At 70.2% G+C, this 25,117-nt stretch carries 23 protein-coding genes; 11 read left to right on the forward strand and 12 right to left on the reverse strand.

Annotated elements, in window-relative coordinates:
• Positions 1–12: 12 nt before the first annotated feature.
• Together HHX40_RS25045 and HHX40_RS25050 are read right to left on the reverse strand one after the other, a co-directional pair.
• The gene (locus tag HHX40_RS25045; protein WP_182882541.1) at positions 13–1,275 is read right to left on the reverse strand and encodes an adenosylmethionine--8-amino-7-oxononanoate transaminase; all 1,263 of its coding nucleotides are present in this window, start codon (positions 1,273–1,275) and stop codon (positions 13–15) included.
• Positions 1,276–2,712, reverse strand: a complete 1,437-nt coding sequence (locus tag HHX40_RS25050) for a CCA tRNA nucleotidyltransferase (RefSeq protein WP_182882542.1) — start codon at positions 2,710–2,712, stop codon at positions 1,276–1,278.
• A gap of 141 nt (positions 2,713–2,853) precedes the next feature.
• Between HHX40_RS25050 and HHX40_RS25055 the strand changes: the two genes are divergently transcribed.
• The 8 genes from HHX40_RS25055 to trxA all read left to right on the forward strand — a co-directional run bounded on the left by HHX40_RS25055 (position 2,854) and on the right by trxA (position 12,391).
• A complete protein-coding gene (locus HHX40_RS25055) occupies positions 2,854–3,390 on the forward strand; it encodes an aminoacyl-tRNA deacylase (protein WP_111700081.1) in 537 nt (178 codons plus the stop codon).
• Between the two features lie 46 nt (positions 3,391–3,436).
• Positions 3,437–5,677 (forward strand): DUF6049 family protein, encoded by a 2,241-nt coding sequence (locus HHX40_RS25060; RefSeq protein ID WP_182882543.1) that lies wholly within the window; start codon positions 3,437–3,439, stop codon positions 5,675–5,677.
• Between the two features lie 72 nt (positions 5,678–5,749).
• Positions 5,750–7,348, forward strand: a complete 1,599-nt coding sequence (murJ, locus tag HHX40_RS25065) for a murein biosynthesis integral membrane protein MurJ (protein ID WP_182882544.1) — start codon at positions 5,750–5,752, stop codon at positions 7,346–7,348.
• Between the two features lie 385 nt (positions 7,349–7,733).
• A complete protein-coding gene (locus HHX40_RS25070; protein ID WP_182882545.1) occupies positions 7,734–9,233 on the forward strand; it encodes a protein kinase family protein in 1,500 nt (499 codons plus the stop codon).
• 9 nt (positions 9,234–9,242) lie between these two features.
• Positions 9,243–9,884, forward strand: coding sequence for an RNA polymerase sigma factor SigM (gene sigM, locus HHX40_RS25075; protein WP_182882546.1), 642 nt, complete (start codon positions 9,243–9,245; stop codon positions 9,882–9,884).
• On the forward strand, positions 9,874–10,833 hold the full coding sequence (locus HHX40_RS25080; RefSeq protein ID WP_182882547.1) for a zf-HC2 domain-containing protein: 960 nt from the start codon (positions 9,874–9,876) through the stop codon (positions 10,831–10,833). Before sigM ends, HHX40_RS25080 begins: the two co-directional genes overlap by 11 nt.
• A gap of 222 nt (positions 10,834–11,055) precedes the next feature.
• The gene (trxB, locus tag HHX40_RS25085; RefSeq protein WP_111700087.1) at positions 11,056–11,985 is read left to right on the forward strand and encodes a thioredoxin-disulfide reductase; all 930 of its coding nucleotides are present in this window, start codon (positions 11,056–11,058) and stop codon (positions 11,983–11,985) included.
• Between the two features lie 82 nt (positions 11,986–12,067).
• Positions 12,068–12,391 carry a thioredoxin gene (trxA, locus tag HHX40_RS25090; RefSeq protein ID WP_111700088.1) on the forward strand — a complete coding sequence of 108 codons (324 nt, stop codon included), beginning with the start codon at positions 12,068–12,070 and terminating at the stop codon, positions 12,389–12,391.
• Between the two features lie 198 nt (positions 12,392–12,589).
• On the opposite strand, the gene HHX40_RS25095 is transcribed toward trxA, so the two are convergent.
• The gene (locus HHX40_RS25095) at positions 12,590–13,207 is read right to left on the reverse strand and encodes a GNAT family N-acetyltransferase (RefSeq protein WP_111700089.1); all 618 of its coding nucleotides are present in this window, start codon (positions 13,205–13,207) and stop codon (positions 12,590–12,592) included.
• Between the two features lie 351 nt (positions 13,208–13,558).
• Between HHX40_RS25095 and HHX40_RS25100 the strand changes: the two genes are divergently transcribed.
• Both HHX40_RS25100 and HHX40_RS25105 read left to right on the forward strand, forming a co-directional pair.
• Positions 13,559–14,791: a PLP-dependent aminotransferase family protein gene (locus HHX40_RS25100; RefSeq protein WP_138459930.1), complete on the forward strand. Its 1,233-nt coding sequence runs from the start codon at positions 13,559–13,561 to the stop codon at positions 14,789–14,791.
• A gap of 571 nt (positions 14,792–15,362) precedes the next feature.
• On the forward strand, positions 15,363–16,313 hold the full coding sequence (locus HHX40_RS25105) for a D-alanine--D-alanine ligase family protein (protein ID WP_182873247.1): 951 nt from the start codon (positions 15,363–15,365) through the stop codon (positions 16,311–16,313).
• 90 nt (positions 16,314–16,403) lie between these two features.
• Here the strand turns inward: HHX40_RS25105 and HHX40_RS25110 are convergent, their stop codons facing one another.
• From HHX40_RS25110 to rpmH, 9 genes are all read right to left on the reverse strand, one after another.
• A complete protein-coding gene (locus HHX40_RS25110; RefSeq protein WP_182882548.1) occupies positions 16,404–16,859 on the reverse strand; it encodes a VOC family protein in 456 nt (151 codons plus the stop codon).
• Positions 16,860–17,036: 177 nt separating this feature from the next.
• Positions 17,037–18,056: a ParB/RepB/Spo0J family partition protein gene (locus HHX40_RS25115; RefSeq protein ID WP_182882549.1), complete on the reverse strand. Its 1,020-nt coding sequence runs from the start codon at positions 18,054–18,056 to the stop codon at positions 17,037–17,039.
• A 249-nt stretch (positions 18,057–18,305) separates the two neighbouring features.
• Positions 18,306–19,079 (reverse strand): ParA family protein, encoded by a 774-nt coding sequence (locus HHX40_RS25120; protein WP_111700173.1) that lies wholly within the window; start codon positions 19,077–19,079, stop codon positions 18,306–18,308.
• Positions 19,080–19,399: 320 nt separating this feature from the next.
• Entirely contained in the window at positions 19,400–20,080 is a 681-nt protein-coding gene (gene rsmG / locus HHX40_RS25125) for a 16S rRNA (guanine(527)-N(7))-methyltransferase RsmG (RefSeq protein ID WP_182882550.1), read from the reverse strand.
• A 305-nt stretch (positions 20,081–20,385) separates the two neighbouring features.
• On the reverse strand, positions 20,386–20,880 hold the full coding sequence (locus tag HHX40_RS25130; RefSeq protein WP_111700094.1) for a protein jag: 495 nt from the start codon (positions 20,878–20,880) through the stop codon (positions 20,386–20,388).
• Between the two features lie 18 nt (positions 20,881–20,898).
• Entirely contained in the window at positions 20,899–21,855 is a 957-nt protein-coding gene (gene yidC / locus HHX40_RS25135) for a membrane protein insertase YidC (RefSeq protein ID WP_182873252.1), read from the reverse strand.
• Between the two features lie 4 nt (positions 21,856–21,859).
• Positions 21,860–22,174: a membrane protein insertion efficiency factor YidD gene (gene yidD, locus HHX40_RS25140; RefSeq protein WP_111700096.1), complete on the reverse strand. Its 315-nt coding sequence runs from the start codon at positions 22,172–22,174 to the stop codon at positions 21,860–21,862.
• Positions 22,171–22,548 carry a ribonuclease P protein component gene (rnpA, locus tag HHX40_RS25145; RefSeq protein WP_182882551.1) on the reverse strand — a complete coding sequence of 126 codons (378 nt, stop codon included), beginning with the start codon at positions 22,546–22,548 and terminating at the stop codon, positions 22,171–22,173. The genes yidD and rnpA overlap by 4 nt, the downstream gene beginning before the upstream one ends.
• A gap of 79 nt (positions 22,549–22,627) precedes the next feature.
• Positions 22,628–22,765 (reverse strand): 50S ribosomal protein L34, encoded by a 138-nt coding sequence (rpmH, locus tag HHX40_RS25150; protein WP_015772801.1) that lies wholly within the window; start codon positions 22,763–22,765, stop codon positions 22,628–22,630.
• Between the two features lie 434 nt (positions 22,766–23,199).
• Here rpmH and dnaA point away from each other — a divergent pair, with 434 nt between their 5' ends.
• Positions 23,200–24,906: a chromosomal replication initiator protein DnaA gene (gene dnaA, locus HHX40_RS25155; protein WP_182882552.1), complete on the forward strand. Its 1,707-nt coding sequence runs from the start codon at positions 23,200–23,202 to the stop codon at positions 24,904–24,906.
• Positions 24,907–25,117: the final 211 nt, after the last annotated feature.

The raw sequence follows: 25,117 nt of genomic DNA on the forward strand, positions 1-25,117 counted from the left end.
CCGGGGGCCGGGTCACAGTGCCTCGGCGGCGGCGTTCATGGCGGCGGTGATCGTCGCGACGTCCTCCGGAGCGCAGGCGTACGGCGGCATGGTGTAGATGAGACGGCCGAAGGGCCGCAGCCAGACGCCGCGCTTCATCACCGTGTCCTGAACCTTCGCGACGTCGACGGGTTCGTCCGTCTCGATCACGCCGATGGCGCCCAGTACCCGCACGTCCCTTACGCCCGGGGCGTGGACGGCCGGGGCGAGGCCGTCGAGCAGCCCGGCCTCGATGCGGGCGACCTCCTCCCGCCACGGGCGCTCGGCCAGCAGGTCGAGCGAGGCGCCGGCCACCGCGCAGGCGAGCGGGTTGCCCATGTAGGTGGGGCCGTGCATCAGCACTCCGATGCGGTCGGCCACCCGCTCGGTGCACAGGGTCGCCGCGAGCGTCACGTATCCGCCGGTCAGGGCCTTGCCGACGCACATGATGTCCGGCCTGATCCCGGCGTGGTCGCAGCCGAACATCTCCCCCGTACGGCCGAAGCCGGTGGCGATCTCGTCGGCGATCAGCAGGACGCCGTGCTCGTCGGCGAGGTCGCGCAGCCGCCGAAGGTAGGCCGGGTGGTAGAAGCGCATGCCCCCAGCGCCCTGCACGACCGGCTCCACGATGATCGCGGCCAGCTCCGCCGCACGCGCCTCGACGGTATCGGTGAGCTCCCTCAGGTACGCCTCGTCGGGTTCCGGAGCCGTCCGGACCGGGCGGCGGCCGTAGTCGTCCGGCGGCGCGGGCGCGAAGACGTGCCGCGGCAGCATGCCGGTGAACAGGTGGTGCATGCCGCTCACCGGGTCGCAGACCGACATCGCGCCGAGCGTGTCGCCGTGATAGCCGCCGCGCACGGTCATCAGCGTCGAGCGCCCGCTGTACTGGATCGCCATCTTGATCGCGACCTCGACCGCCACCGAGCCCGAGTCGGCGAGGAAGACCCGGCCGAGCCCGGTCATCCCGGCCAGCCGCTCCGCGAGCCGCACGGCGGGCTCGTGGGTGAGGCCGCCGAACATGACATGCGCCATGTCCTCGATCTGTTCGCGTACGGCCCGGTTGAGCCGGGGGTGGTTGTGGCCGTGTACGGCCGCCCACCAGGAGGCCATGCCGTCGATCAGCGCACGGCCGTCGTCGAGGACGATCCGCACGCCGTCGGCACGCCTGACCACGTGGACGGGCACCCCGGACGACACCGCCGAGTACGGATGCCACACGTGCGCGCGGTCCAGCCGGAGAACCTCGTCCGCGTCCACCTACGACAGCAGGCCGTTGTCGCGGGCCCAGGTGCGCAGGGCCTCCCCGGCCGCCTCCTTGCCGATCAGTCCGTGGTCCATGCGGATCTCCAGCAGGTGCTTGTAGGCCCGGCCGACGACCGGGCCGGGCGGCACCCCGAGGATCTCCTGGATCTCGTTGCCGTCCAGCTCGGGCCGGATCTTGGCGAGCTCCTCCTCCTCGGCCAGCCGGGCGATGCGCTCCTCCAGCTGGTCGTAGGTGCGCGACAGGGCCTGCGCCTTACGCCTGTTGCGGGTGGTGCAGTCGGCCCTGGTCAGCTTGTGCAGGCTGCTCAGCAGGTGCCCGGCGTCGCGGACGTAGCGGCGGACGGCGCTGTCGGTCCACTCTCCCGTGCCGTAGCCGTGGAAACGCAGGTGCAGCTCCACGAGCTTGGACACGTCGGAGATCACGTCCTTGGGGAACCTGAGCTCGGTCAGCCGCTTCTTCGTCATCTGCGCCCCGACCACCTCGTGGTGGTGGAACGACACCCGGCCGCCCGGCTCGTTGCGCCGGGTCTTCGGCTTGCCGATGTCGTGCAGCAGGGCGGCCCACCGCAGCACCCGGTCCGGTCCGGCGGTCTCCAGCCCGATCGCCTGCTCCAGCACGATCAGCGTGTGCTCGTAGACGTCCTTGTGCCGGTGGTGCTCGTCGATCTCCAGCCGCAGCTTCGGCAGCTCGGGCAGCACGTGGGCGGCCAGCCCGGTGTCCACGAGCAGCGAGAGGCCGGCCCTCGGGTGCGTGCCGCAGACCAGCTTGTCGAGCTCGTCGCGGATGCGCTCGGCCGAGACGATCTCGATGCGGCCGGCCATCGCGGTCATGGCCTCGACCACCTCGGGGGCGACCGCGAACCCCAGCTGCGCGGCGAACCGCGCGGCGCGCAGCATCCGCAGCGGGTCGTCGTCGAACGACCGCTCGGGGGGGCCGGGCGTGCGCAGCACCTTGGCGCCGAGGTCGGGCAGCCCGCCGTACGGGTCGGCGAACTCGTGGCCGGGCAGGCGGACGGCCATCGCGTTGACCGCGAAGTCGCGGCGGGCGAGGTCGCCGTCGAGGGAGTCGCCGTACATCACGTCCGGCTTGCGGGAGGCCGGGTCGTACGACTCGCTGCGGTAGGTGGTGATCTCCAGGAGCCAGCCGCCCTTGCGCACGCCGACCGTGCCGAACTCGATCCCGATCGTCCAGACGGCGTCCGCCCAGTCCTTGACGATCTCCAGCACCCGGTCGGGCCTGGCGTCCGTCGTCAGGTCGAGGTCCTTGCCCACGCGGCCCAGGAAGACGTCGCGGACGGATCCACCGACCAGGGCCAGCTCGTGTCCCCGGGCCGCGAACAGCTCGCCGAGCTCGTCGGCGACAGGGGCGATGCGGCGGAACAGTTCGTTCACGGCGTGCTGCTGGCTGTCGCTCAGATTTGAAACGGACAAGGCTGGGTAGGTCCTTCGGTCACGGAACAGAAACTCTCCCCCGATGGCCCAGGTGTCGGGTGTCACCCAGGGGAGACACGCCTAGCGATCACCAGGCCACGGACGGTTCGGGGGCGCTGGACGACGCAAGGAGCACAAGAGATGAAAGACGCTCTCGCGATTCACCGCTGGCTCCTCGCCCACCAGATCCACCATGAGATCGTACGTCTTCCGCGCCCGTTGACATGCTCCGACGAGCTTCCCGAGGTCCTCGGGGTGGCCCCCGAGACCTGCCTGTGCGTGTCGCTTTTCGAGGTGACCGCGCGGTCGGGCACCCAGGCGGTGGCCGTGGTGAGCACGGTCGGCCGGTCTCCCGGGCCCGCGGCGGTGGCCTCCCTCCTGCGTACCCCCAGGGTACGCCCCGCCTCCGCCAACACGGTGAACTCGGCGACCGACTACGCCGACGGGCTGGTCTGCCCGCTGCTGCTGCCCGACGAGCTGACCGTGCTGGTGGACCAGCGGCTGCGGGACCGCCTCGATCCCGACGACGTCGTCCACACCGCGACCGGCGAGCGCCGCACCGCGTTGCGGCTGCGCGCGATCCACCTGTTCGACCTGGTCGCGGCCAAGGCCGTGGACATCAGGACGATCCCCCGGAGGGGCGCGGCGAGCCTCGCGAGTCCTATGCGGACCGCTTAGGCCATAGCATTCTGGGCGTGCGCCGTTCCTCACCGCTGGCCCGCACATGATTCGCAAGGCCGCACTGCTGACCCTGCTGACCGCCCTGCTCGCGTCCCCCGCGGGCATGGCCGGTACGGCTGCCGCCGTACCCGCGGGTCGCGCCGCGGCCGCCGCCGCTCCCGCCGATCCGCTGGTCGTGAACGAGATCACGCCGGAGGTCGTGCGCGACGCCGCCGCCCCCGTGACGATCTCGGGGACCGCCGTGGGCGCCCAGGGAACCTCCGTACGGGTGGTGGTCCGCTACGCGCCGAACCGGCCGCTGACCTCGCGCGGCGAGATGGCGGCCTACCTGTCCGAGCAGGGATACGTCCCCTCCAACTGGAGCACGAGGGTCCAGGCCACGCCGCTCGACCAGGCGGGCAAGCTGCCCTTCCGGTTCACCGTGACGCCCCAGGAGCTGGGGATGTCCCGGCCGGGCGTCTATCCGCTCGCGATCGAGGTGACCGACGCGGCGACCGGTCAGCGGATCGCGATCGAGCGCACCTTCCTGACGTACGCCCCGAAGGGCGAGCAGATCCCCAAGGTGAAGCTGGCGCTCGCCCTTCCCCTGGTGGACCGGCCGCACCGCGCCGACGACGCGACGTTCATGGACGACGACCTGTCCGCGTCGCTCGCGTCCGGCCGCCTGGCGGCGCTGCTCCAGACGGCCCAGGACACCGGGGACAAGGTCACCTGGTTCGTCGACCCCGCCCTGCTCGACGACGTCCGCGTCCTGTCCTCCGGCGCGCGGATCGTACGCGGCGTGCGCAAGGAGGCCGACCGGGCCGCGGGCCAGTGGCTGAACGGCCTGCGCGGCGCGCTGACCGGCAAACCCGTCGTGGCCACGCCGTACGCCGATCCGGACATGACCGCGCTGGTCCACCACGGCCTCGACAAGCAGGCCGCGGCGGCGGTCCAGCGCGGGGCCGCGCTCGCGAGCGAGGTGCTCGGCCGGGAGATCCACGGCACCACGGCCTGGCCGGCCGGTGGCCGGATCGACCGGGACACCCTTGACGAACTGGCCATCTCGGGCGTGACGTCCGTCCTGTTGTCCGCGGACGCGCTGCCGGTCAGGGCCGCGGCGCAGGACGACCCGACGGCGATCACCCCCACCCCGCTCACTTCCGACGGCGCGGCCACGCTCTACTCCGTGGCGGACAAGCCGCTGACCGCGCTGCTCGCCGATCCCACGCTGAGCGAGGTCCTCGGCGGGAACGTCTCGGCTCCCGGCGCGGCGCTGCTGGCGCGGCAGCGGTTCCTCGCCGAGACCGCGATGATCGCCTTCGAGCGGCAGAACGGGCAGCCCGCCCAGCCGGGCCGGTCGGGCCAACCGAACAGGACAGGACAGGACGGGCCGGACGGATCGGCGAAGACGCCGTCGCCCACCGTGGTCGCGGTGCCCGGCTCGCACCTGTGGACGCCCGACCCCGCGTTCGTCTCCGGCCTCCTCCAGGCCGCCTCCTCCGCCCCCTGGCTGAGCATGACCTCACTCGACTCGGTGAAGCCGGGACGGGACGGGGCGCCGCGGGGCGACCTGACCTACACCGAGCGCGACCGCGAGTCGGAGCTGGGCCGCTCCCACCTCGCGACCGTCCGGAAGCTGGAGCGCAAGGCCGAGGCCGTGGCCACCGTCACGGCGGAGCACACCGACGTCTTCCACGCGGCGATACTCCGGCTGACCTCGGCCTCCTGGCGGGGTGACGCCAAGCGGGCCGCCTCCTTCGCGCAGCGGGTCAAGGAGACGATCGACCAGCGCATCACCGGCGTGTCCGTGCTCGACAGCCCGCGCTCGGTGGCGGGGAGCAACGGCCAGGTGCCCGTCAGCGTGGCCAACAACCTGGACCAGGACATCGAGATCAGGATCCGGGTCACGTCGGGCAGCAAGTCCCGCCTCGCGATCGACGCGGACGACGGGACCTACGTGACCCAGCCGACCCGGGTCCTCGCCGGCCGGAGCCAGCTCGTCAACGTGCCGGTGATCGTACGCGGCGGAGGCGGCGAGGCGAGCATCTCGGTGCAGCTTCTCACCGACGGCGACGTGAAGTACGGCAACGCCGTACGGGTCGTGGTGCGCGCGACCGGCTACACCGGCATCGCCGTCGTCATCGTGGGGGCGGCCCTGGTCATCATGCTCGCGGCCGTGGTGATGCGGGTCCTGCGCCGCAGGTCGAGGAGGGCGTTCCCGTTCGACGGCACGACCGCCGGCGAGGGCCCGCCGGAGGACCGGCCGGGCGCCGTGCCGGCCGAGCGGACGCAGTCACCGTAGGCGGACCCCGACCCGGCCCACCCCGAGCGAGGCGGCCCCGCGAACGCGGCCGTCGTGACCCGAAGGACACCCATGAGCAGGATGCTGCGAGCCAGCGCGATCATGGCGGCCGGGACGATGGTCTCGCGGCTCACCGGCTTCGCGCGGACGGCGATGCTCGCCGCGGCCATCGGCACCTTCGCCCTCGGCGACGCCTACAACGCGGCCTACATGATCCCCTACATCCTGCTCGACCTGTTGCTCCAGGGCGTGCTGAGCAGCGTGGTCGTGCCGGTGATCGTACGGGCGCAGCAGCGCGACCCGGACGGGGGCCAGGCGTTCGAACAGCGGCTGATGACGCTGGCGGTGGTGGTGCTGACGGCCGTCGCGCTGCTCGGCGTGCTGCTGGCCAAGCCGATCATGGAGCTCTACACCGCCTCGAACTGGACCGAGGACAAGGTGGAGGTCGCCGCCACGCTGGCCAGGTACATGCTGCCGCAGATCGCGTTCTTCGGGGTCGGCTCGCTGGCGGGGGCGATCCTCAACACGCGGGACAGGTTCGCCGCCCCGATGTGGGCGCCGGTGCTGAACAACATCGTGGTCATGGGCGTCCTGGCCGCCTACTACGCCGTCGGGTCGTCCGACATCGAGAAGGTGAGCGAGCGCGACCTCACGCTCCTCGGCCTCGGCACCACGGCCGGCATCGTCGCCCAGGCGATCGTTCTGGTGATCGCGTTGCACCGGGCCGGGTTCCGGTTCCGCCCCCGCTTCGGCGTGCGCGGCACCGGGCTCGGGGAGGCGGCCAGGGCCGCCGTGTGGACGTTCGGCTACACCGGCATCACCCAGATCGGGTTCTGGGTCACCACCAAGCTCGCCACCGGCGCGGGCGACCGGGCGCCGGGCGCCGGCAACAGCGCCTGGGCGTACGCCTTCCAGCTCTTCCAGCTCCCGTACGGGATCATCGCGGTGTCGGTGATCACCGCGATGCTGCCGAAGATGAGCCGGTCCGTCGCCGAGGGCAGGCTGGACGAGGTGCGCACGGAGTTCGCCTCGGCGGTGCGGCTGGTCTCGTCCGTCATCGTCCCGGCGGGCCTGCTGCTGATGGTGCTCGGGCCGGCGGTCACCACACTGATCTTCTCGTGGGGCCACATGACGGCGGCGAACGCGATCTACATCGGCCATGTCCTGCAGGTGTTCGGCGTCGCGCTCGTGCCGTTCTCGATCTTCCAGCTCCTGCTGCGGGTCTTCTACAGCTTCGGCGACACCCGCACCCCCGCGATCATGGCGGCGGTGAACGTGGCCATCAACGCGACGCTCAGCCTGGTCGCGTACTTCACGCTGCCCGACCGGTACGTGGTCATCGGCATGGCCTTCGCCTACCTGGCCACGTACATCGTGCTCTGCGGCGTCGCGTGGTCGCTGGCCAGCCGGAAGATCGGCGGACTCTCCGGCCGGGAGGTCACCGCCGGCCTGGGCCGGATGTACGCGGCGGCGATCCCCTCGGCCGCGCTCGCGCTGGCGGTGCTGTGGCTGGCCCGGGAGCTCACCATGATCACGCCGGTGAGCTCGGCCGTCGTGCTCGCCGTGGGCGGCGGGGCCGGCCTGATCCTCTACCTGCTGGCCGCGCACCGGCTGCGGGTTCCCGAGGTCCGCTCCATCATTGGACTCGTGGCGGGCAGGGTAGGACGGTAGGAGTTCTCACGACCAAGCGGCAACTCGAAGGTAACCCAGAAGTCCGATTCGGACGTCTTCCATCGGGAAGGCGGGCACAAGCGGCACGGCACTAGCATGGTGCGCCAGGGAGTGTTGAGGAAGCGGCGCCCGTTGCGAGCGGGAATCCGGTGGGATTCAGCGCGGCAGGGCATCACTTTTGATACACCTTCCAGCGAAACGTCCCGCGGATCTTGCCCTACCGGAGGAATCCGGCCCGGCGGTGCTCCGTCCGGTGCCGCGGCAGGCACGAGATCTCGGGGGCGCGACCTGGAGTTGTGATCGGCGAGCGGAAGCGGGAAGGCGTGGGCGGAACCACCCGGCATCGGCTGATGCATGCCGACGGGCCGCGGAGCGGGGCGGCCGCATGAGCATGTCCACGGTCGAACCGGGGACCCGGCTGGCGGACCGGTTCCGCCTGGAGGACCGGGTCCACGAGTCCGCGGGCGCGACCCTGTGGAAGGCGCTGGACGAGATCCTCGCCCGCCCGGTCGCCGTCCACACGTTCGCGCCGGACTTCCCCCGGGTCGCGGAGGTCGTCACGGCCGCCCGCCTGGCGAGCCGGCTGACCGACCCGCGCCTCACCCAGGTCTTCGACGCGGCCGACGAGGACGGCACCGCGTACGTCGTGAGCGAGTGGGTCAGCGGCGACTCGCTGCTCGACCTGCTGGAGAGCGGCCCGGTCGAGGCCGAGCGCGGCGCCGCCCTGGTGGCCGAGGCCGCCGAGGCGCTGGCGCACGCCCACGCGGCGGGCCTCACCCACCTGCATCTCACCCCCGGCCGCCTGGTCTGGACGAGCGGGGGAACGGTCAAGCTCCTGGGCCTCGCCGTCGACGCCGCGATCCTCGACCTCCACAGCGAGGAACCCGCCCGGGAGGACGCCGAAGGGCTGGGCCGTCTGCTGTACGCCGCGCTGACCGGGCACTGGCCGGGCGACTCCGACTGCGGCCTGCCCTCCGCGCCCCTCGACGACGGCAAGGTCTGCACCCCCCGCCAGGTCACCGCCGGCGTGCCCGGTTATCTCGACGCCATCACCTGCCGCGCCCTGCTGCAGGAGCCGAGGCGGGGACAGCCTCCGCTGGCCACCCCGGCCGAGGTGGCCGAGGCCCTCTCCGAGGTGCCGCGTCCCACCCCCGTCCCGGTCACCACCGCCCCGCCCGCGCTGAACCTGCGCTCCGAGGCGCCCGACGGCCTGGGCCTGGGCGTGACCACGAGGCCGCCGCAGAAGCCGATGGCGCATCCGCCGCCGCCGCGTCCGCAGACCGGCGCGGCGAGCAAGATCCTGCTGACCGTCATCGTGCTGCTCGTGATGGCGGCCGTCGGGGTCGGCGCCTGGACGGTGGGGAAGAACCTCGGCAACGCCCCGCGGGTCACGCAGCCGGACGTCGCCGATTCGCCGTCGCCCACGGCCAAGCCGGTCGCCGTCGAACCGGTGAGCGCGACCGGGTTCGACCCCCTGGGCTCCGACCGCGCGGAGAAGCCGGAGATAGCCGGGCTCGCCGTCGACGGCAAGCCGTCCACGGAGTGGCACACCGACAGCTACCTCGGCGCGGACCTGGGCGGGCTCAAGGACGGGGTGGGGCTCATCCTCGACATGGGCAAGCCGGTCCCGATCGCCGACGTGGCCGTCTCGCTGGGCGACGCCGCCGGCGCGACCGTGCAGCTCAAGGTGGGCGACGCGGCGGATCTCGGCTCGCTGAGGACGCTCGCCGAGGCGAAGGGCGCCTCTGGCACGGTCACGCTCACGCCGAGCAAGGCCACCACAGGTCAGTACGTTTTGATCTGGTTCACCCGGCTTCCGCCCTATGCCGGGAAGTATCGTGGCACCATCTACGAAGTAACGGTGCACTCCCCCGGACCGGCATAGCAGGGACCTGTGAACTCCCCACCAGACACACCCCCGACGGCTGAGCACGCGCAACGCGCCGTGTCCGACGCCGATCTGCTGACGCGCCATCTGGGCGGCGATCCGCACGCGTTCAGTGAGATCGTCAGGCGGCACCGCGACCGGATGTGGGCGGTCGCCCTGCGTACGCTGGGTGATCCCGACGAGGCCGCCGACGCGGTGCAGGACGCCTTCGTCTCGGCGTACCGGAAGGCGGACAGCTTCCGCGGCGAGGCGGCGGTCACGACGTGGCTGCACCGTATCGTGGTGAACGCCTGCCTCGACCGCATGCGCCGCAAGTCGGTGCGGCCCGTCGCCGACGACGAACTCATCGAGGCCGCCGAGCGGGAGTCTCCGGCCACCGACCAGTCGGGCGAGCGGGAGGTGTCCCTGGAGGTGACGGCGGCGCTCAAGCTGCTGCCGGCCGACCAGCGGGCCGCTCTCGTGCTCGTCGACATGATGGGCTACGCGGTGGACGACGCCGCCGCGGTCCTGGGCGTCCCGCCCGGAACGGTGAAAAGCCGCTGCGCCCGGGGCCGCGCCAAACTCGCCCCGATTCTTTCGCATCTACGGAACCGATCAGACCTGACTCGCGTCTCATCCGGGAAGGGAGCAGAACTTCGTGACGGGTGACACGCACTACGACCTGGAGATGCTCGCCGAACTGGCGGAGGGTCTCCTCGACGAAACCACGGCACGGCGGGTCCGCGAGCACCTCGCGGTCTGCGACCCCTGCGGGGAGAGCCTCGCCGACCTGGCCGCGGTCCGCGAGGTCCTGGCGGCCGTGCCGGTGCCGGCGATGCCTCTGGGCGTCGCCAAGCGCATCGACCGCGCGCTCGCCGCCGAGGCCCCGGACTGGGACCGCGTCATGCGGGACTCCCCCTGGGAGAACGCGCCGTGGGAGACCGTCGAGACTCCGGTCGAATCCATCGTCCCTGCCGGGGCGCCGCAGCCGGGGCTCGTACCCGCGCCGGAGCCGGAACCCGAGCTCGCGCCGGTCGCCGCGGCGACGGGTCCGCTGGGCGTCGTGTCCGGCGACGGGACGATCACGCCGGCCGGGCGCCGCACCGGGACACGTACGGGGGGCCGTAAGTCCGCCAGACGGCGCGCGTGGGCGATGCCCGCGGTGGCCGCCGCCGCGGCGATCGCGGTCATCGGGAGCGGGGTCGCCGCCACCGGCCTGCTCTGGTCCGGCGGCGCGCAGCCTCAATTGGCGTTGAGCCAGGGCGACGCGAGCCAGACCCCGGAGAAGACCCGTGCGCAGGCGCTGACCTACTCGACCTACGCCAGCGGCCACAACTACACCAGCCGGGAGCTGCGCGGGCCGCTGCTGGGCTACTTCGGCGTCGGTCCCGGCGTGGACGGCGCGTCCACGAGCGACGAGGGTCTCGACAGCTGCGTCAAGCAGTTCTCCACCGAGCTCGACCGCACGCCGATCGGGGTCGACAAGGCCCTGTACAACGGCAACGAGGCCACGATCATGGCGTTCTGGGAGGACAAGAACATCAACGCCGTGCGGGTGGTCGTCGTGGACTCCGAGTGCCGCCGCCTGCGGCCGGAGGGTCTGGCCAGCTGGAGGTGACCTGACGCCGCTCCGGGCTCACCCGGCGGCGTACGTAGTGCGGCGCGAGCCGTACCATCGGCAGTGACGAAGCCCCCCGCGACCTCCGGGGGGCTTCGCGATGTCCGGGTGCCCCAGACGCGTCAGGAGTCCTCGGGTGCCGGGGGTCGGCCGCGGGAATCGCCGGGGCCTAGGATCTGTTGACGCGACTGCACATCACACCGGGATCGGAAGGCGAGTCCGTTGAGCGACGTCCGTAACGTGATCATCATCGGATCGGGCCCCGCCGGCTACACGGCTGCCGTGTATGCCGCGCGGGCGGACCTGCGGCCGCTCGTCTTCGAGGGCTCGGTCACCGCGGGTGGTGCGTTGATGAACACCACCGACGTGGAGAACTTCCCCGGGTTCCCCGACGGGATCATGGGTCCGGACCTGATGGACAACTTCCGCAAGCAGGCCGAGCGCTTCGGCGCCGAACTGGTGGCGGACGACGTCGTCGAGGTCGACCTGGAGGCCGACCCCAAGGTCGTCAAGACCTACACCGACACCTACCTGGCCAAGTCCGTGATCATCGCCACCGGCTCGCGCTACCGCGAACTGGGCCTGGAGAACGAGAAGCGGCTGTCCGGCCGGGGCGTGTCCTGGTGTGCGACCTGTGACGGGTTCTTCTTCCGCGACCAGGAGATCGTGGTCGTCGGCGGCGGCGACACGGCGATGGAGGAGGCCATCTTCCTGACCCGGTTCGCCCGTACCGTCACCGTGATCCACCGCAGGGACACGCTGCGCGCCAGCAAGATCATGCAGGACCGGGCGTTCGCCAACGACAAGATCCGCTTCGTCTGGGACAGCGAGGTCGTCGACGTGCTCGGTGAGGACCGGATCTCCGGCGTGCGCGTGCGCAACCTCAAGACCGGCGAGGAGACCGATCTGCCGGTCGGGGGACTGTTCATCGCCATCGGCCACGAGCCGCGCACGGAACTGCTGAAGGGCCAGATCGATCTCGACGACGAGGGCTACGTCCTCGTGCAGTCGCCCACGACCAGGACCAACCTCGACGGGGTGTTCGCGGCGGGCGACGTCGTCGACCACATCTACCGCCAGGCGATCACGGCCTCCGGGACCGGATGCGCCGCGGCGCTCGACGCCGAGCGCTGGCTGACGCTGAACGCCTGAGACCGTTTCCGGGCGGCCGCGGGAATGCGGTGACCGTTCCCGCGGTTGCACCCACCACACCAGACACAAGGGGAGAGTTACCTTGGGCGCCATCAAGAGCGTGACGGACGCGAGCTTCGAGGCCGAGGTCCTCAAGAGCGACAAGCCGGTTCTCGTCGACTTCTGGGCCGAGTGGTGCGGTCCGTGCCGCCAGGTCGGGCCCATCCTCGAGGAGATCGCCACCGAGAACGCGGACAGGCTGACCATCGTCAAGCTGAACATCGACGAGAACCCGGTCACGCCGCGCGACTACGGCGTGCTGCAGATCCCGACGATGAACGTCTACAAGGGCGGCGAGGTCGTCAAGCAGATCATCGGCGCCAAGCCGAAGGCCATGCTGCTGCGCGAGCTGGAGGGCGTGCTCTGACGCGCCCCGATCGAGCTGGACAGGAGCCCCCCGCGCGAACGCACGGGGGGCTCCGCTGCGTCTTGGGACCGCCAGGGCCTGATTCCCTCGACGGTCCTGAGATCGCTTGGCGGTCTTCAGGAGATCGCGTGGAGCCTGAGATCACGTGGAGCCTGAGATCGCGTGGAGCCTGAGATCGTGTGGGGCCCTGAGATCGCCTCAGACGGGCCGCAGCGCCCGCTCCGGGGACATCGAGCCGAGTAGGCGCTCCAGCGCCACCTCGACGTCCTCACGCCACGAGACGGCGGTCTTGAGCTCCAGGCGGAGCCGGGGGAAGCGCAGGTGCGGGCGTACGGTCTTGAATCCGACCGACAGCAGATAATCCGCCGGCAGCAGGCAGCCGGGCTGCTCCCACTTGAGGTCGCCGAAGGCTTCTATGGCTCGTACGCCGCGGCGGGTCAGGTCCTTCGCGACGCCCTGCACGAGCATCCGGCCGAGCCCGCCTCCGGAGAACTCCGGCACGATGTGCGCGGTCATCAGCAGCACCGCGTCGGAACTGACCGGAGAGGTCGGGAACGCCACCGATCGGGGGACGTACAGCGGCGGGGCGTAGAGCACGAAGCCGGCCGCCACGCCGTCGACGTAGGCGATCTTCCCGCAGCTTCCCCATTCGAGGAGGGTCGCGGAGATCCACGCCTCCTTCTCCAGCCCCGGGTCGCCCGCCTCCACCGCTCGCTCCCCGCTCACGGGGTCGAGCTCCCAGAACACACATCGCCGGCACCGGCGCGGCAGGTCGTCAAGGTTGTCGAGGGTGACATTGACCAGCCGACGCGACACGTGATGCCCCAATCCCCGCTAGCGGTCCCGCCAGAAAAGCGCGCGAATACGGCGTCTACTGCACGCATCGTAACTCAGCGGCAGGGCCGGAGCGCGTACGCCACAAGAGCCACAGCCGAGCGTTTACGTCGCCCTCACGGTGAAACCAATGAGGCAGGAATGCAGGAAAAGGGGTCTGTGATGGTCAATACCCTGTTGTGAGCAGCGTGGCGCGTTACCGTACTCTGGATTTCTCGGCTATGTGATCGGAGGTGGACCGTGACGCATGAGCTTGATCACGGTCGGACGAACGCGGCCCACGGGTCGCGCATTGACGCCTACGTCGACAGGTACGCCGCCCGGGCCGCCGGGATGGTCGCCTCCGAGATCCGAGCTCTCTTCGCCGTCGCCTCGAGGCCCGAGGTGGTCTCGCTCGGCAGCGGCATGCCGTACATCACGGCCCTTCCCCTCGACGTGGTGGGCGATCTCGTCGCCGATCTCGTCGCCACCCGCGGTTCCGTCGCTCTGCAGTACGGCGGCGGCCAGGGCGACCCCGCCCTGCGGGAGCAGATCTGCGAGGTCATGCGCCTCGAGGGCATCGAAGCCGGCCCCGACGACATCATGGTCACCGTCGGCTCCCAGCAGGCGCTCGACCTCATCACCCGCATCTTCATCGACCCCGGTGACGTCGTGCTCGCCGAAGGGCCGTCCTACGCCGGGGCCCTTGGCACGTTCGCGGCCTACCAGGCGAAGGTCGTCCACATCGCCATGGACGACCAGGGGCTGATTCCCGAGGCGCTCGCGCAGACCATCTACGCCCTCCAGGCGGCGGGGAACCGGATCAAGTTCCTCTACACGATCCCGACCTTCCAGAATCCCGCCGGTGTGACGCTGAACGAGGTGCGCCGCCGCCAGGTGCTGGAGGTCTGCCGCCGGACCGGCGTGCTCGTCGTCGAGGACAACCCGTACGGCCTGCTCGGGTTCGACGGGGAGCCGATGCGGGCGCTGCGGGCCGACGATCCCGACGGTGTCGTCTACCTCGGCTCGTTCTCCAAGACCCTGGCCCCGGGCTTCCGCGTCGGCTGGGCCGTCGCGCCTCACGCGATCCGCGACAAGCTGGTCCTCGCCATGGAGTCGGCGGTGCTGTCGCACTCTACGTTCACCCAGCTCGCCGTGGGGCAGTACCTCACGACGCAGCCGTGGCGGGAGCAGATCAAGACGTTCCGGGAGCTGTACCGCGAGCGGCGCGACGCGATGCTCAACGCGCTCGAGGTGTTCATGCCGCCCGGTTGCACGTGGACCCGCCCGGCCGGCGGGTTCTTCGTCTGGATGACGCTGCCCGAGGGGCTCAACTCGAAGGCTCTCCTCCCGCGGGCCATCGCCGAACGGGTCGCCTTCGTGCCCGGCACCGGTTTCTACTCCGACGGCGGCGGCACGCGGAACATGCGGCTGTCGTTCTGCTACCCGGAGCCGGACCGCATCAAGGAGGGCGTACGCCGCCTCGCCGGGGTCATCGAGCAGGAGCTCAGGATGCGGGACACGTTCGGCACCGGTTCCATACCGCGGCAGGGAGGCGTGGACACCCCCGGCCCGGACCTCGCCTAGGGAGTGTCTGGCCCGCCTCGCTCAGGTGTGGGTACGGCCCACGCCTGAACCGGCGTAGCCTCTCCTACTGGGACGTCGCAGCCTCCCGCCCCTCCCCTCGTGGTCGGGCCTGGACGACGACCGCCAGGAGGGGCACGAGTGCCGCGACCGCCAAGATTTGCCCGGACGGAGCGTTGGCCAGAGTGGTGCATCGCAAGGCGGAGGAGGAGCCCATAGCGGAGCTATGGGCGACGACGACAACGCGGCGAGGTGCCGCTCTGGGCGACGCGACGGGGCAAAGATAGGCGGGAGGGGCACTAGCCTGTTCAGGCTGGCCGTACCGACTCCTCGACGCGAGAAAGGCCCTCTTCGTGAGCGAGCGAACGATGACCGCAGGATCGCCCCCCGCACCTCCGCGGAGGGGAACGCGCCCCGGGCCGGGCAACGCCGATCACCGGTGGATCGGGGGTCGTACCTCCGAGAGCCGCACGGCGGCCACGGCCGGCCGTGCTGAAGGGCCCGGCCCGCGTGCGCGGGGAAATGACCTGACCCAGCCCAGCGGCGTGTTCGCCCGCATCGGTGGTGAGACGGCATGAGCGATCTGAGTCACGTGCTCGTCCTCGCCGGAGGGCTCTCCTACGAGCGTGAGGTCTCCCTGCGCTCCGGTCGCCGGGTGGCGGAGGTGCTGCGGGCGGCCGGTGTGGACGTGGAGACGCGCGACACCGACGCCACCCTCGTGCCCGCCGTGTTGTCGGACCCGCCGGACGCGGTGTTCGTCACCCTGCACGGCGGCGCCGGGGAGGACGGGGCGATCCGGTCCGTCCTGGAACTGCTCGACGTGCCCTACGTCGGTGCGACGCCGGACGCCTGCCGGGTCGCCTTCGACAAGCCCACCGCCAAGGCGGTCGTCCGATCCTGGGGGCTCAACACCCCCGACTCGGTGGCGTTGCCCAAGGAGACGTTCCACGACCTCGGCGCCACGGCGGTGCTCGCCCGTATCGTCGACCGCCTCGGACTGCCGCTGTTCGTGAAGCCCTCACGTGGAGGGTCCGCGCTCGGCGCGTCGATCGTCCGCAGCGCCGAGGAGTTGCCCGCGGCGATGGTCGGCTGCTTCGCGTACGGGGACACCGCGTTGATCGAGCAGTACGTGCAGGGCGTGGAGGTCGCCGTCTCTGTCGTGGATCTGGGTGACGGACCGGTCGCCCTGCCTCCGGTGGAGATCGTGCCCGACCGCGGCGTCTACGACTACGCCGCCCGGTACACGGCCGGCCAGACCGAGTTCTTCGCACCTGCCCGGCTCTCTCCGGAGGCCACCGAGGCGTGCGCGGGGATGGCCGTGGCCGCTCACACCGCACTGGGGCTGCGTGACGTCTCCCGCACCGACCTCATCGTCGACGCCACCGGCAAGCCGTACTTCCTTGAGGTGAACGTCGCCCCCGGCATGACGGAGACCTCCCTGCTGCCGATGGCCGCCGAGGCGGCCCACCGGGATCTGGGCACCCTCTGCAAGGGACTCCTGGAGCTCGCCGCGGCTCGCCGCTGAACCGCCCCTCCTGTTTCACGTGAAACAGGCGAGAGACCGACGCTGCGGCATGCGTGCCTGTGCGCACGCATGCCGCGTGGGGCGACGAGGTCAGCCGAACCAGCTGTCGTAGGCGCTGTGCAAGGTGTCATGGGGCGGATCCGGGAGCACCTTGAAGAACTTCCACGCGTAGCCGTAGGGATCGAGGACCTCGGCGTACCGCTCCCCCCACGGGGCGTCGGCCGTCTCAGTGGTGACCTCGCAACCGGCCGATCGGCAGTAGTCCACGGTCGCTCTGACATCGTCTACCGCTATGCCGATGACCACGCCCAACCCTCGCGGACCGGCCAGCGTGCCTCGTTCACGATCGCTGTCGGGAAACGGCATGCCGGTCAGGGCGTCGACGAGTAGTTGGAGATCGCCGCGTCGCAGGATCGCCATGACTGTCCGGCCGTCGGGACTGGAGATCCTGCCGATCCGCTCGAATCCCAGCCCCTCGTAGAACGCGGCCGCCGCACTCACATCGTCGGCCCGAAGCCCTACCCGAAAGGGAGCCTCGTCGTTCATCGCGCCTCCATCGCTCGCCCATCGACCGTGCCTGAGCACGGTGCCTGAGCACGGTGCCTGAGCACGGTGCCTGAGTACCGTGCCTGAGCACGATGCATCAGTGCGAGAAGCTGCGTCCAGTGCGACAGCGTGGCCGGCGGTGGCGATGTTTCACGTGAAACAGCGACTACCCAGCGACTACTCGGTGGCGATCCCCGCGCTGCGCATCGCGTTGGCGGCGTCCGGAGCCATCGTGTCGATGATCCGCTCCAGGTCGTCGATGGTGGAGAACTCGACCACGATTCGGCCCTTCCTGCTGCCGAGATCGACCTTCACCTTCGTCTCGAAATGATCGGAGAGCCGGTCGGCCAGATCCCGCAGTGCCGGAGCCGTCGGCTTCTTCGCCCGCGGCTTGCGGGGAGCCGGACCCGCGGTCGCCTCCCCCAGCGCCACGATCTCCTCGACGGTCCGGACCGACAGCCCTTCCGCCACGATGCGGCTCGCCAGGCGTTCCTGGGCGGCCGGGTCGCTGAGCGTCAGCAGCGCCCGCGCATGGCCGGCGCTGATGACCCCGGCCGCCAGCCTGCGCTGCACCTCCGGCGGGAGGTTCAGCAGCCGCAAGGTGTTGCTGATGTGCGAGCGGGAGCGCCCCACCTTCTTCGCGAGCACCTCATGGGTGGCGCCAAAGTCGTCGAGAAGCTGCTGGTAGGCCGCCGCCTCCTCCAGCGCGTTCAGTTGCTCGCGCTGGAGGTTCTCGATGAGCGCCTCGCGGAGCATCTCGTCGTCCTGCGTGCTGCGGACGATCGCGGGGATGTGGTCGAGCCCGGCGAGCTGGGACGCCCGCCACCTCCGCTCCCCCATGATGAGCTCGAAGCGGCCGTCCGGCAGCGCCCGTACGACGACCGGCTGCAGCAGGCCGACCTCCTTGATGGAGGCTGACAGTTCTTCGAGACGATCCTCGTCGAACACCTCCCGGGGCTGGCGGGGGTTGGGAGAGATCGACCCGACCTCGATCTCCTGGAAGTACGCGCCTTCCACCGGGCGCAGGCCCGTTCCGCCGTCACCCGCAACCCCACCGCCTGCCATGCCGCCACTCGATGCGAATGCCGGCAGACCGGCAGTGGACGGCACGCTCGCCAGAGGCGACGGATCGACGATCGGTCCTGTGGGGATCAGAGCCCCAAGACCCTTGCCAAGTCCCCGACGCTGCTGGCTCACCGCTGCTCCTTCATACCCGCACCCGCAAAGAAGGCGGTGCCCAGCGACTCGGAGTCACTGGGCACCGGCACGCACACACCAGGAGAGAGTACCGCTGTGAAGCCTGCGCACGAGTCCTCAGACATCGACCTGTGCATAACCCACCGGCACTGAGGGCCGCCAACGCCCATGCGCAGGAAACGCTCGACGCCTGTCCAGCTTCAGCTCTCGGCAGTCGGCACTCAATGGCTGATTCTCAGTGGCCGGTTCTCAGGCGTCGGCGAGGGCAGCCGCGCGATAGGCGATCTCCTTGGCGGCCCCCATGTACGCGAGCGCGCCGCTCGATCCCGGGTCGTACGTCATGACCGACTGGCCGTAGCTGGGCGCCTCGGAGACACGGACGCTCCTGGGGATGACCGCGTCGAGCACCGTGTCCCCGAAGTGGGACCGCACTTCTTCCGCCACCTGAGACGCCAGGCGGGTACGGCCGTCGTACATGGTGAGGAGGATGGTCGAGACCGCGAGCGTCTGGTTGAGGTGTGCACGGACCAGTTCGACGTTCTGCATGAGCTGGGTGAGCCCCTCCAACGCGTAGTACTCGCACTGAATGGGGATCAGGACCTCCTGGGCCGCCGCCATGGCGTTCACGGTCAGCAGGCCCAGCGACGGCGGGCAGTCGATGAGGATGTAGTCGAACTCCATGGCGTCAAAGGCCGCCAGCGCCCTCCGCAGACGAGACTCGCGGCCCACCATCGGGACGAGCTCGATCTCCGCCCCCGCGAGGTCGAGGGTGGCGGGGGCGCAGTAGAGGTTCGGCATGTCGGGGACGGGGTTCACGATCTGCGACAGCGGCATGTCGTCCACCAGGACCTGGTAGACCGACGGCATCCCCGACCGGTGCTCGGTCGCGAGGGCGGTCGACGCGTTCCCCTGTGGGTCCAGGTCGACCACGAGAACGCGCTGATCATGCATGGACAGTGCCGCCGCCAGGTTGACGGCCGTGGTGGTCTTACCCACGCCGCCCTTCTGGTTGGCCACCGTCATCACCCGGCAGCGAGGAGGCCGGGGCCAGCTCCCCTCGTCACGCGTCGAGTAACCGACGGAAGGCGCAGCCGCCTGCGCAGGCGCGGCTGTTTCACGTGAAACCACAGAACTCAGTGCCTCTCGTACCAGCGGCGAATCGCCAGGGCTTAGGGGGGTCTGGGGCACGGTCGTCGTCCTTTCGACCGGCGAAGCAGGGGGACGAGGCCAGCCAACCCCGGAGGACCGGCCTGCTGTCGCGATCTCCCAGGGTAGGGGGAGCCGGGTCTCCGGCCAACCCAGTCCCGCTTTCACATCGCCTGATCCGGCGTCCGCCACGCGGCTCACCTCTTCCGTCGCCTCCGCGTGTCCGCTCGCGGGGGTCGTCCTGCAACGACGCGAACAAGGGTCGCGGGCGGCTCGACCCTACCGCGCCCCACTGTCACGAGCTCGACGTGCCTCACCCCGTACGACTGGAGGTGGGGGCGGGCGGCCTCCAGTTCCTCCTGTGCCCGCTCTCCCTTCATCGCCAGAAGTTCGCCGTCCTCCCGTAGCAGCGGCATCGACCATGAGAGCAGGCGATCGAGCGGCGCCACCGCCCGTGCGGTCGCGACATCGAAGACCCTCTTGTAAGCGATCTCCTCTGCGCGTCCGCGCAGCACCTCCACGTTGTCGAGCTTGAGCGCCTCGGCGCACTCGGAGAGGAAGACCGTACGACGGAGCAGGGGTTCCAGTAATGTCACCGTCACGTCGGGCCGGACGATCGCGAGCACCAGGCCGGGCAGGCCGGCGCCGGAACCGATGTCGACGACGGTCGAGTCCGGCGGGATCGCCTCCTCCACCACGGCACAGTTGAGCAGATGGCGGTCCCAGATCCGGGGGACCTCTCTCGGCCCCAGCAGCCCTCGCACCACTCCGGGACCGGCGAGTAACTCGGCGAATACCCGGGCCCGCTCCAGCGCCTCACCGGTGAAGATCTCACGCGCCACCGGGGGCGCCTCGGGCAGGTCGTTGCTCTCCGTCATCACTCACTCATCCAGGAACGCTCTGGGGCCAAGGGTAGTCGTCATTCCCCGGCCGGGAATGGTCAGCCGTGGATACGGGCGCCGGGTCCGCACTTCCTCGGCCGTGCGGGGAGCCGTGCCGCTCATCCCGCGGTGGGGCAGGACTTCAGCAGGACGCAGCAGGACGCCAGGACGGGAAAAGCCGCCGGCCCCGAAGATCGGGACCGACGGCTTCCCACGTCGGAGTTTGCGGAACCCCGGCGTTTCCGGCACCACAGCTGAGAGCCGTACGGGCTCGAGAGCGGAGCCGGAACCGCGAGGAACGGTCAGGCGGGCAGGACCACCACGAAACGGCGGGGCTCCTCGCCCTCCGACTCGCTGCGCAGGCCCGCCGCCGCGACCGCGTCGTGCACGATCTTCCGCTCGAAGGGCGTCATCGGGGTGAGTGCCTTGGGCTCGCCCGTGCGCTTGACGTCCGCGGCCGCCGAGGAGCCCACCTTCGTCAGCTCGGCGCGGCGCCGCTCCCGGTAGCCGCCCACGTCGAGCATCAGCCGGGAACGCTCCCCCGTCTGGCGGTGCACGGCGAGACGCGTCAGCTCCTGCAGCGCCTCCAGCACCTCCCCGCCGGAGCCCACGAGATCGTCACCCTTGATCCCGACGATCGACACCACGGCGCGGTCCCCCTCCACGTCCATGTCGATGTCGCCGTCCAGGTCGGCGATGTCGAGCAGGCCCTCCAGGTAGTCCGCCGCGATCTCGCCCTCCTGTTCCAGGGCGTCGACGTCGGGAGCAGGCTTGAGGGTCTCCCCAGCTTCGGTCACGTCCGGACTCTCCTTCTCCTACGACTTCTTGCTGCCGGTGCGCTTGCTGCGGGGCTGGCGCGCCGGCTGCTGACGGACGATCTTGGGGGCGGGTTCCGGCTCTGCCTCCGGGGCCTTCGTGGTCTTGGGCTTACCCACCAGCTTCGTGAAGACGCCGTTCGACGGCTCGGGGGTGGTGATGTTGCCCTTCTCGTCCACGACCGGCATGGGGTGGCGGCTGTAGAACCAGTGCTGCTGGCCGAGCGTCCACAGGTTCGTGGTCACCCAGTAGAGGATCAGACCGAGCTGGAAGTTCAGGCTGAAGACGGCGAACAGCGGCGAGATGTACATGAGGATCTTCTGCTGCTGCGCCATGGGGTTGTCCGGCATCTGCGCCATCGAGCGCGTCACGCTCTGCCGGACGGTGAGGAAGGTGGTGCACGAGCTGACCGCGACGAAGAGGCCGAGCACGATCTTCGTGACCACCGGATCGGCGCTGAACTTCTCGATGTCCGCCGCGCTCGTGAAGAAGGTCGCCGGCAGCGGAGCACCGAAGACGTGCGCGTGCCGGGCGCTCTCCACGAGCTCCTTGGACATCCCGAAGACGGCCCGGTCCTCGGCGATGGCCCGCAGCACGGTGAACATCGAGATGAAGATCGGGAACTGCGCGACGATCGGGAGGCAGCCACCCAGAGGGTTGGTGCCGGCCTCCTGGTACAGCTTCATGACCTCTTGGTTCATGCGCTGCTTGTCGTTCTTGTACTTCTTGCGCAGCTCCTGCACCTTGGGCGCGAGTTCCTGCATCTTCCGCGACGAGCGCATCTGCTTCATGAAGAGCGGGAAGATCAGCAGACGCATCAGCACGGTCAGGGTGATGATGGTCAGCGCCCAGTTGAGACCGCTACTGGCGGGGATAAAGGTGCTGTAACCGCCGTGGATCCAGGTGATCACCTGGGCCACCGCCGTATACAGCCATTTCAGGAATGGCAGCTCCACCGAGCTAGCTCCCTTGCGTTTCGTCGTGAGACCGGACTCGGCGTGGGGGCACCGGGTCGAAACCTCCAGGATGGAACGGATGGCACCGTCCAATACGCCTGACGGTCAGCCATACCCCGCGCGCCGCTCCGTGAACGGCGACGGCCTCGAGACCATAGGCACTACAGGACGGCTCGAACCTGCACCTCGGCCCCAGCAACGGGCTGATGAATGCGCGGTAGAACCGGATGAGCGCGAGCAGCACGCGGGCGACCAGCCCTTCCGCGAGCCGGTCGGCCTCCCCGGGCGCCTCGGCCGGGGTCGGATGCTGCGCTGTCATGACCGTCCATCCGTCGGGGTCCGGGCGTCGGACCCGCGCCGCCGGAGTAGACGACTCAGCGCGACGTCGAGTTCGGCGGCCAGGTGCTCGCTGCGCGCGGACGCGGCCGGTGGATTGGCGCGTACCACCAAGAGGCTACCTCTCGGCAGCATCGGCAGGCGGCTCCGCATGAGGTGTCTCAACCTGCGCCTGACCTGGTTCCGCACCACGGCGCCACCGACCGCCCTGCTCACGACGAAGCCGACCAGCGGTGGCTCGTCGGCGTCGCGCAGGTTCAGATGTGCGACCAGGACGGGACGCCCGGCGCGTCGCCCACGGCGGATCGCGTCGGCGAACTCGTCACCCCGACGCATGCGGGACGCGGACGGCAGCACCGGGCCTTCCTCGACGTACGGCCGCCCGCTCCACCGGCGCCGTGAGGGGCGCCGGGCGCGAGCGGGCGGCGACTGGTCGTCAGACCGTCAGCTCGGCGCGGCCCTTGCGGCGGCGCGCGGCCAGGATGGCGCGGCCGGCCCGGGTGCGCATGCGCAGCCGGAAGCCGTGGGTCTTCGCGCGGCGACGGTTGTTCGGCTGGTAAGTACGCTTGCTCACGAGTGGGCTCCAGGCTTCAGGTACGCCCGCGGGCTGCGGACGCGGCACAATCCAATGTCACGCGGCTTGTCATATGCGCGGGCATGCGAAATAGCCGTCGCGTGATTAGCCGACCGGGACACGTTACGGGGCCACCCTACGTCAGGTCAAACCGACGCCCGTGCCGCCAACCGAGTACGGCGGGCGACCATGGCCCACTAGGCTGTGGACAACGCCTTGAACGCGGATGTGCACACCGCTACTGTCGGCCGTCCGGCCCTTCCCCTCATCAGCGTGGATGTGCCCGGGAAGAATACGCGGCCTGTGCACATCGTGTGGATCACGTGTGGATCAGGCTTTCGGAAGAGGGCCGGTGCCGTGAGGCGTACCGGACGGGAACACGGCACGGATCGCGGCGGCGGACGGGGCCGCGCAAAGGGAGGAGGGGCCGAGCCATGGAAGGCGTCGATCTCAACGCTGTATGGGCTCGGGCGCTCAGCACCCTCCTCGACGAGGGCGTCTCCGGACAGCAGCGTGCGTTCCTCCAGATGACACAGCCCTCCGGCCTCATCAACGACACCATCCTCCTGGCCGCCCCGAACGACTTCGCCAAAGAGGTCATCGAGGTGCGGCTGCGCCCGCTGATCGTGCACGCGCTGTCGCAGGAGCTCGGCAGGCCGGTGCGGATCGCGGTGATGGTGGATCCCGGCGCGGGACTACAAGCTCCTCCGGACCCCGTGGGCCAGGGGCCGGCCGACCGTCATCCACAGCAGTCGTCCACAGATTATCCACAGCCTCACCACCAGGCTCCGCGCTATCCCTTAGGTGAGGACGGGCCGTCCCGGCGCGAGCCCGAGCCGCACGCCCCGCCGAGTATCCACAGCCCCGCACACGGTCCGGCGTACGGTCCCTCCCACGGCCGCCCGCAGGGGTCGCCGCAGGTCCACGGCGGGCCGCGGTATCCACAGGACCAGCAGTATCCACAGCCCGCCCAGCAGGTCTCCCCGCCGGACCGCCCGCAGCGGCCGGGCGGCTACTCGCCCGAGCCGCCTCCCGCTCCCAAGCCGGAGCCCGTGCCGGCGCAGAACCGCTGGGACGCGCGGGCCGGCCGCCCGAGCGGCGAGTCGGCCCGGCTGAACGCCAAGTACACGTTCGAGACGTTCGTCATCGGCGCGAGCAACCGCTTCGCCCACGCCGCCGCGGTCGCGGTCGCCGAGGCCCCCGCCAAGGCGTACAACCCGCTGTTCATCTACGGCGACTCCGGGCTGGGGAAGACGCACCTGCTGCACGCGATCGGCCACTACGCGCAGAGCCTCTACGACGGCGCCCGGGTCCGGTACGTGAGCTCCGAGGAGTTCACCAACGACTTCATCAACTCCATCCGCGACCACAAGGCGGACGGGTTCCGGGCCCGCTACCGCGCGGTCGACATCCTCCTTGTGGACGACATCCAGTTCCTGGAGGGCAAGGAGCAGACGCAGGAGGAGTTCTTCCACACCTTCAACACCCTCCACAACGCCAGCAAGCAGATCGTCATCTCCAGCGACCGGGCCCCCAAGCAGCTCGTCACGCTGGAGGACCGGCTGCGCAACCGGTTCGAGTGGGGCCTGATCACCGATGTCCAGCCGCCGGAGCTGGAGACCCGCATCGCGATCCTGCGGAAGAAGGCGATCCAGGAGGGCCTGGCCGCGCCGCCCGACGTCCTGGAGTACATCGCCAGCCGCATCGCCACCAACATCCGCGAGCTGGAGGGGGCGCTGATCCGGGTCACCGCGTTCGCCAGCCTCAACCGCCAGTCCGTGGACCTCCAGCTCGCCGAGATCGTCCTCAAGGACCTGATCAGTGAGGACGCGAGCCCGGAGATCACCATCTCCCTCATCATGTCCACAACCGCGGAGTACTTCGGCGTCTCGCTCGACGACCTGTGCGGCAGCTCCCGATCGCGGGCTCTGGTCACCGCCCGGCAGATCGCGATGTATCTGGCCCGCGAGCTGACGGACCTGTCGCTGCCGAAGATCGGCCAGCAGTTCGGCGGCCGGGACCACACCACCGTCATGCACGCGGAGCGTAAGATCCGCTCGCTCATGGCGGAGCGGCACTCGATGTACAACCAGGTCAACGAGCTGACGACCCGGATCAAGCAGCGCGCACGCAACTCTTAGTGCACAGGCTGTGGATAACTCTGTGGATCAGGGATGCCGCCTCATCGCGGCCCGAATCGCGTTACCCCCACCCTCTCCGGACCGCCGGCAGGCCGTCCCCACTTGGGGACAACTTTGGGGAGAAGCTGGGGACAGCTTGGGGAATACCTGTGGGCAGCCTGGGGACGCCCTGTGCGTACTCGTCACAGGCACATCGGCTGTCCCTTTTACC

The organism is Microbispora sp. H10949 (genome assembly GCF_014161435.1).
Lineage (GTDB): Bacteria > Actinomycetota > Actinomycetes > Streptosporangiales > Streptosporangiaceae > Microbispora > Microbispora triticiradicis.

What these genes read in the sequence shown, in the direction of transcription:
- dnaA (WP_182882552.1), top strand. Translation starts at nt 23,200, where the DNA reads ATGGAAGGCGTCGATCTCAACGCTGTATGGGCTCGGGCGCTCAGCACC.
- HHX40_RS25110 (WP_182882548.1), bottom strand. Translation starts at nt 16,859, where the DNA reads ATGAACGACGAGGCTCCCTTTCGGGTAGGGCTTCGGGCCGACGATGTG.
- HHX40_RS25100 (WP_138459930.1), top strand. Translation starts at nt 13,559, where the DNA reads ATGGTCGCCTCCGAGATCCGAGCTCTCTTCGCCGTCGCCTCGAGGCCC.
- rsmG (WP_182882550.1), bottom strand. Translation starts at nt 20,080, where the DNA reads ATGACGGAGAGCAACGACCTGCCCGAGGCGCCCCCGGTGGCGCGTGAG.
- HHX40_RS25105 (WP_182873247.1), top strand. Translation starts at nt 15,363, where the DNA reads ATGAGCGATCTGAGTCACGTGCTCGTCCTCGCCGGAGGGCTCTCCTAC.
- HHX40_RS25060 (WP_182882543.1), top strand. Translation starts at nt 3,437, where the DNA reads ATGATTCGCAAGGCCGCACTGCTGACCCTGCTGACCGCCCTGCTCGCG.
- HHX40_RS25070 (WP_182882545.1), top strand. Translation starts at nt 7,734, where the DNA reads ATGAGCATGTCCACGGTCGAACCGGGGACCCGGCTGGCGGACCGGTTC.
- HHX40_RS25120 (WP_111700173.1), bottom strand. Translation starts at nt 19,079, where the DNA reads ATGACGGTGGCCAACCAGAAGGGCGGCGTGGGTAAGACCACCACGGCC.
- HHX40_RS25055 (WP_111700081.1), top strand. Translation starts at nt 2,854, where the DNA reads ATGAAAGACGCTCTCGCGATTCACCGCTGGCTCCTCGCCCACCAGATC.
- murJ (WP_182882544.1), top strand. Translation starts at nt 5,750, where the DNA reads ATGAGCAGGATGCTGCGAGCCAGCGCGATCATGGCGGCCGGGACGATG.
- yidD (WP_111700096.1), bottom strand. Translation starts at nt 22,174, where the DNA reads ATGACAGCGCAGCATCCGACCCCGGCCGAGGCGCCCGGGGAGGCCGAC.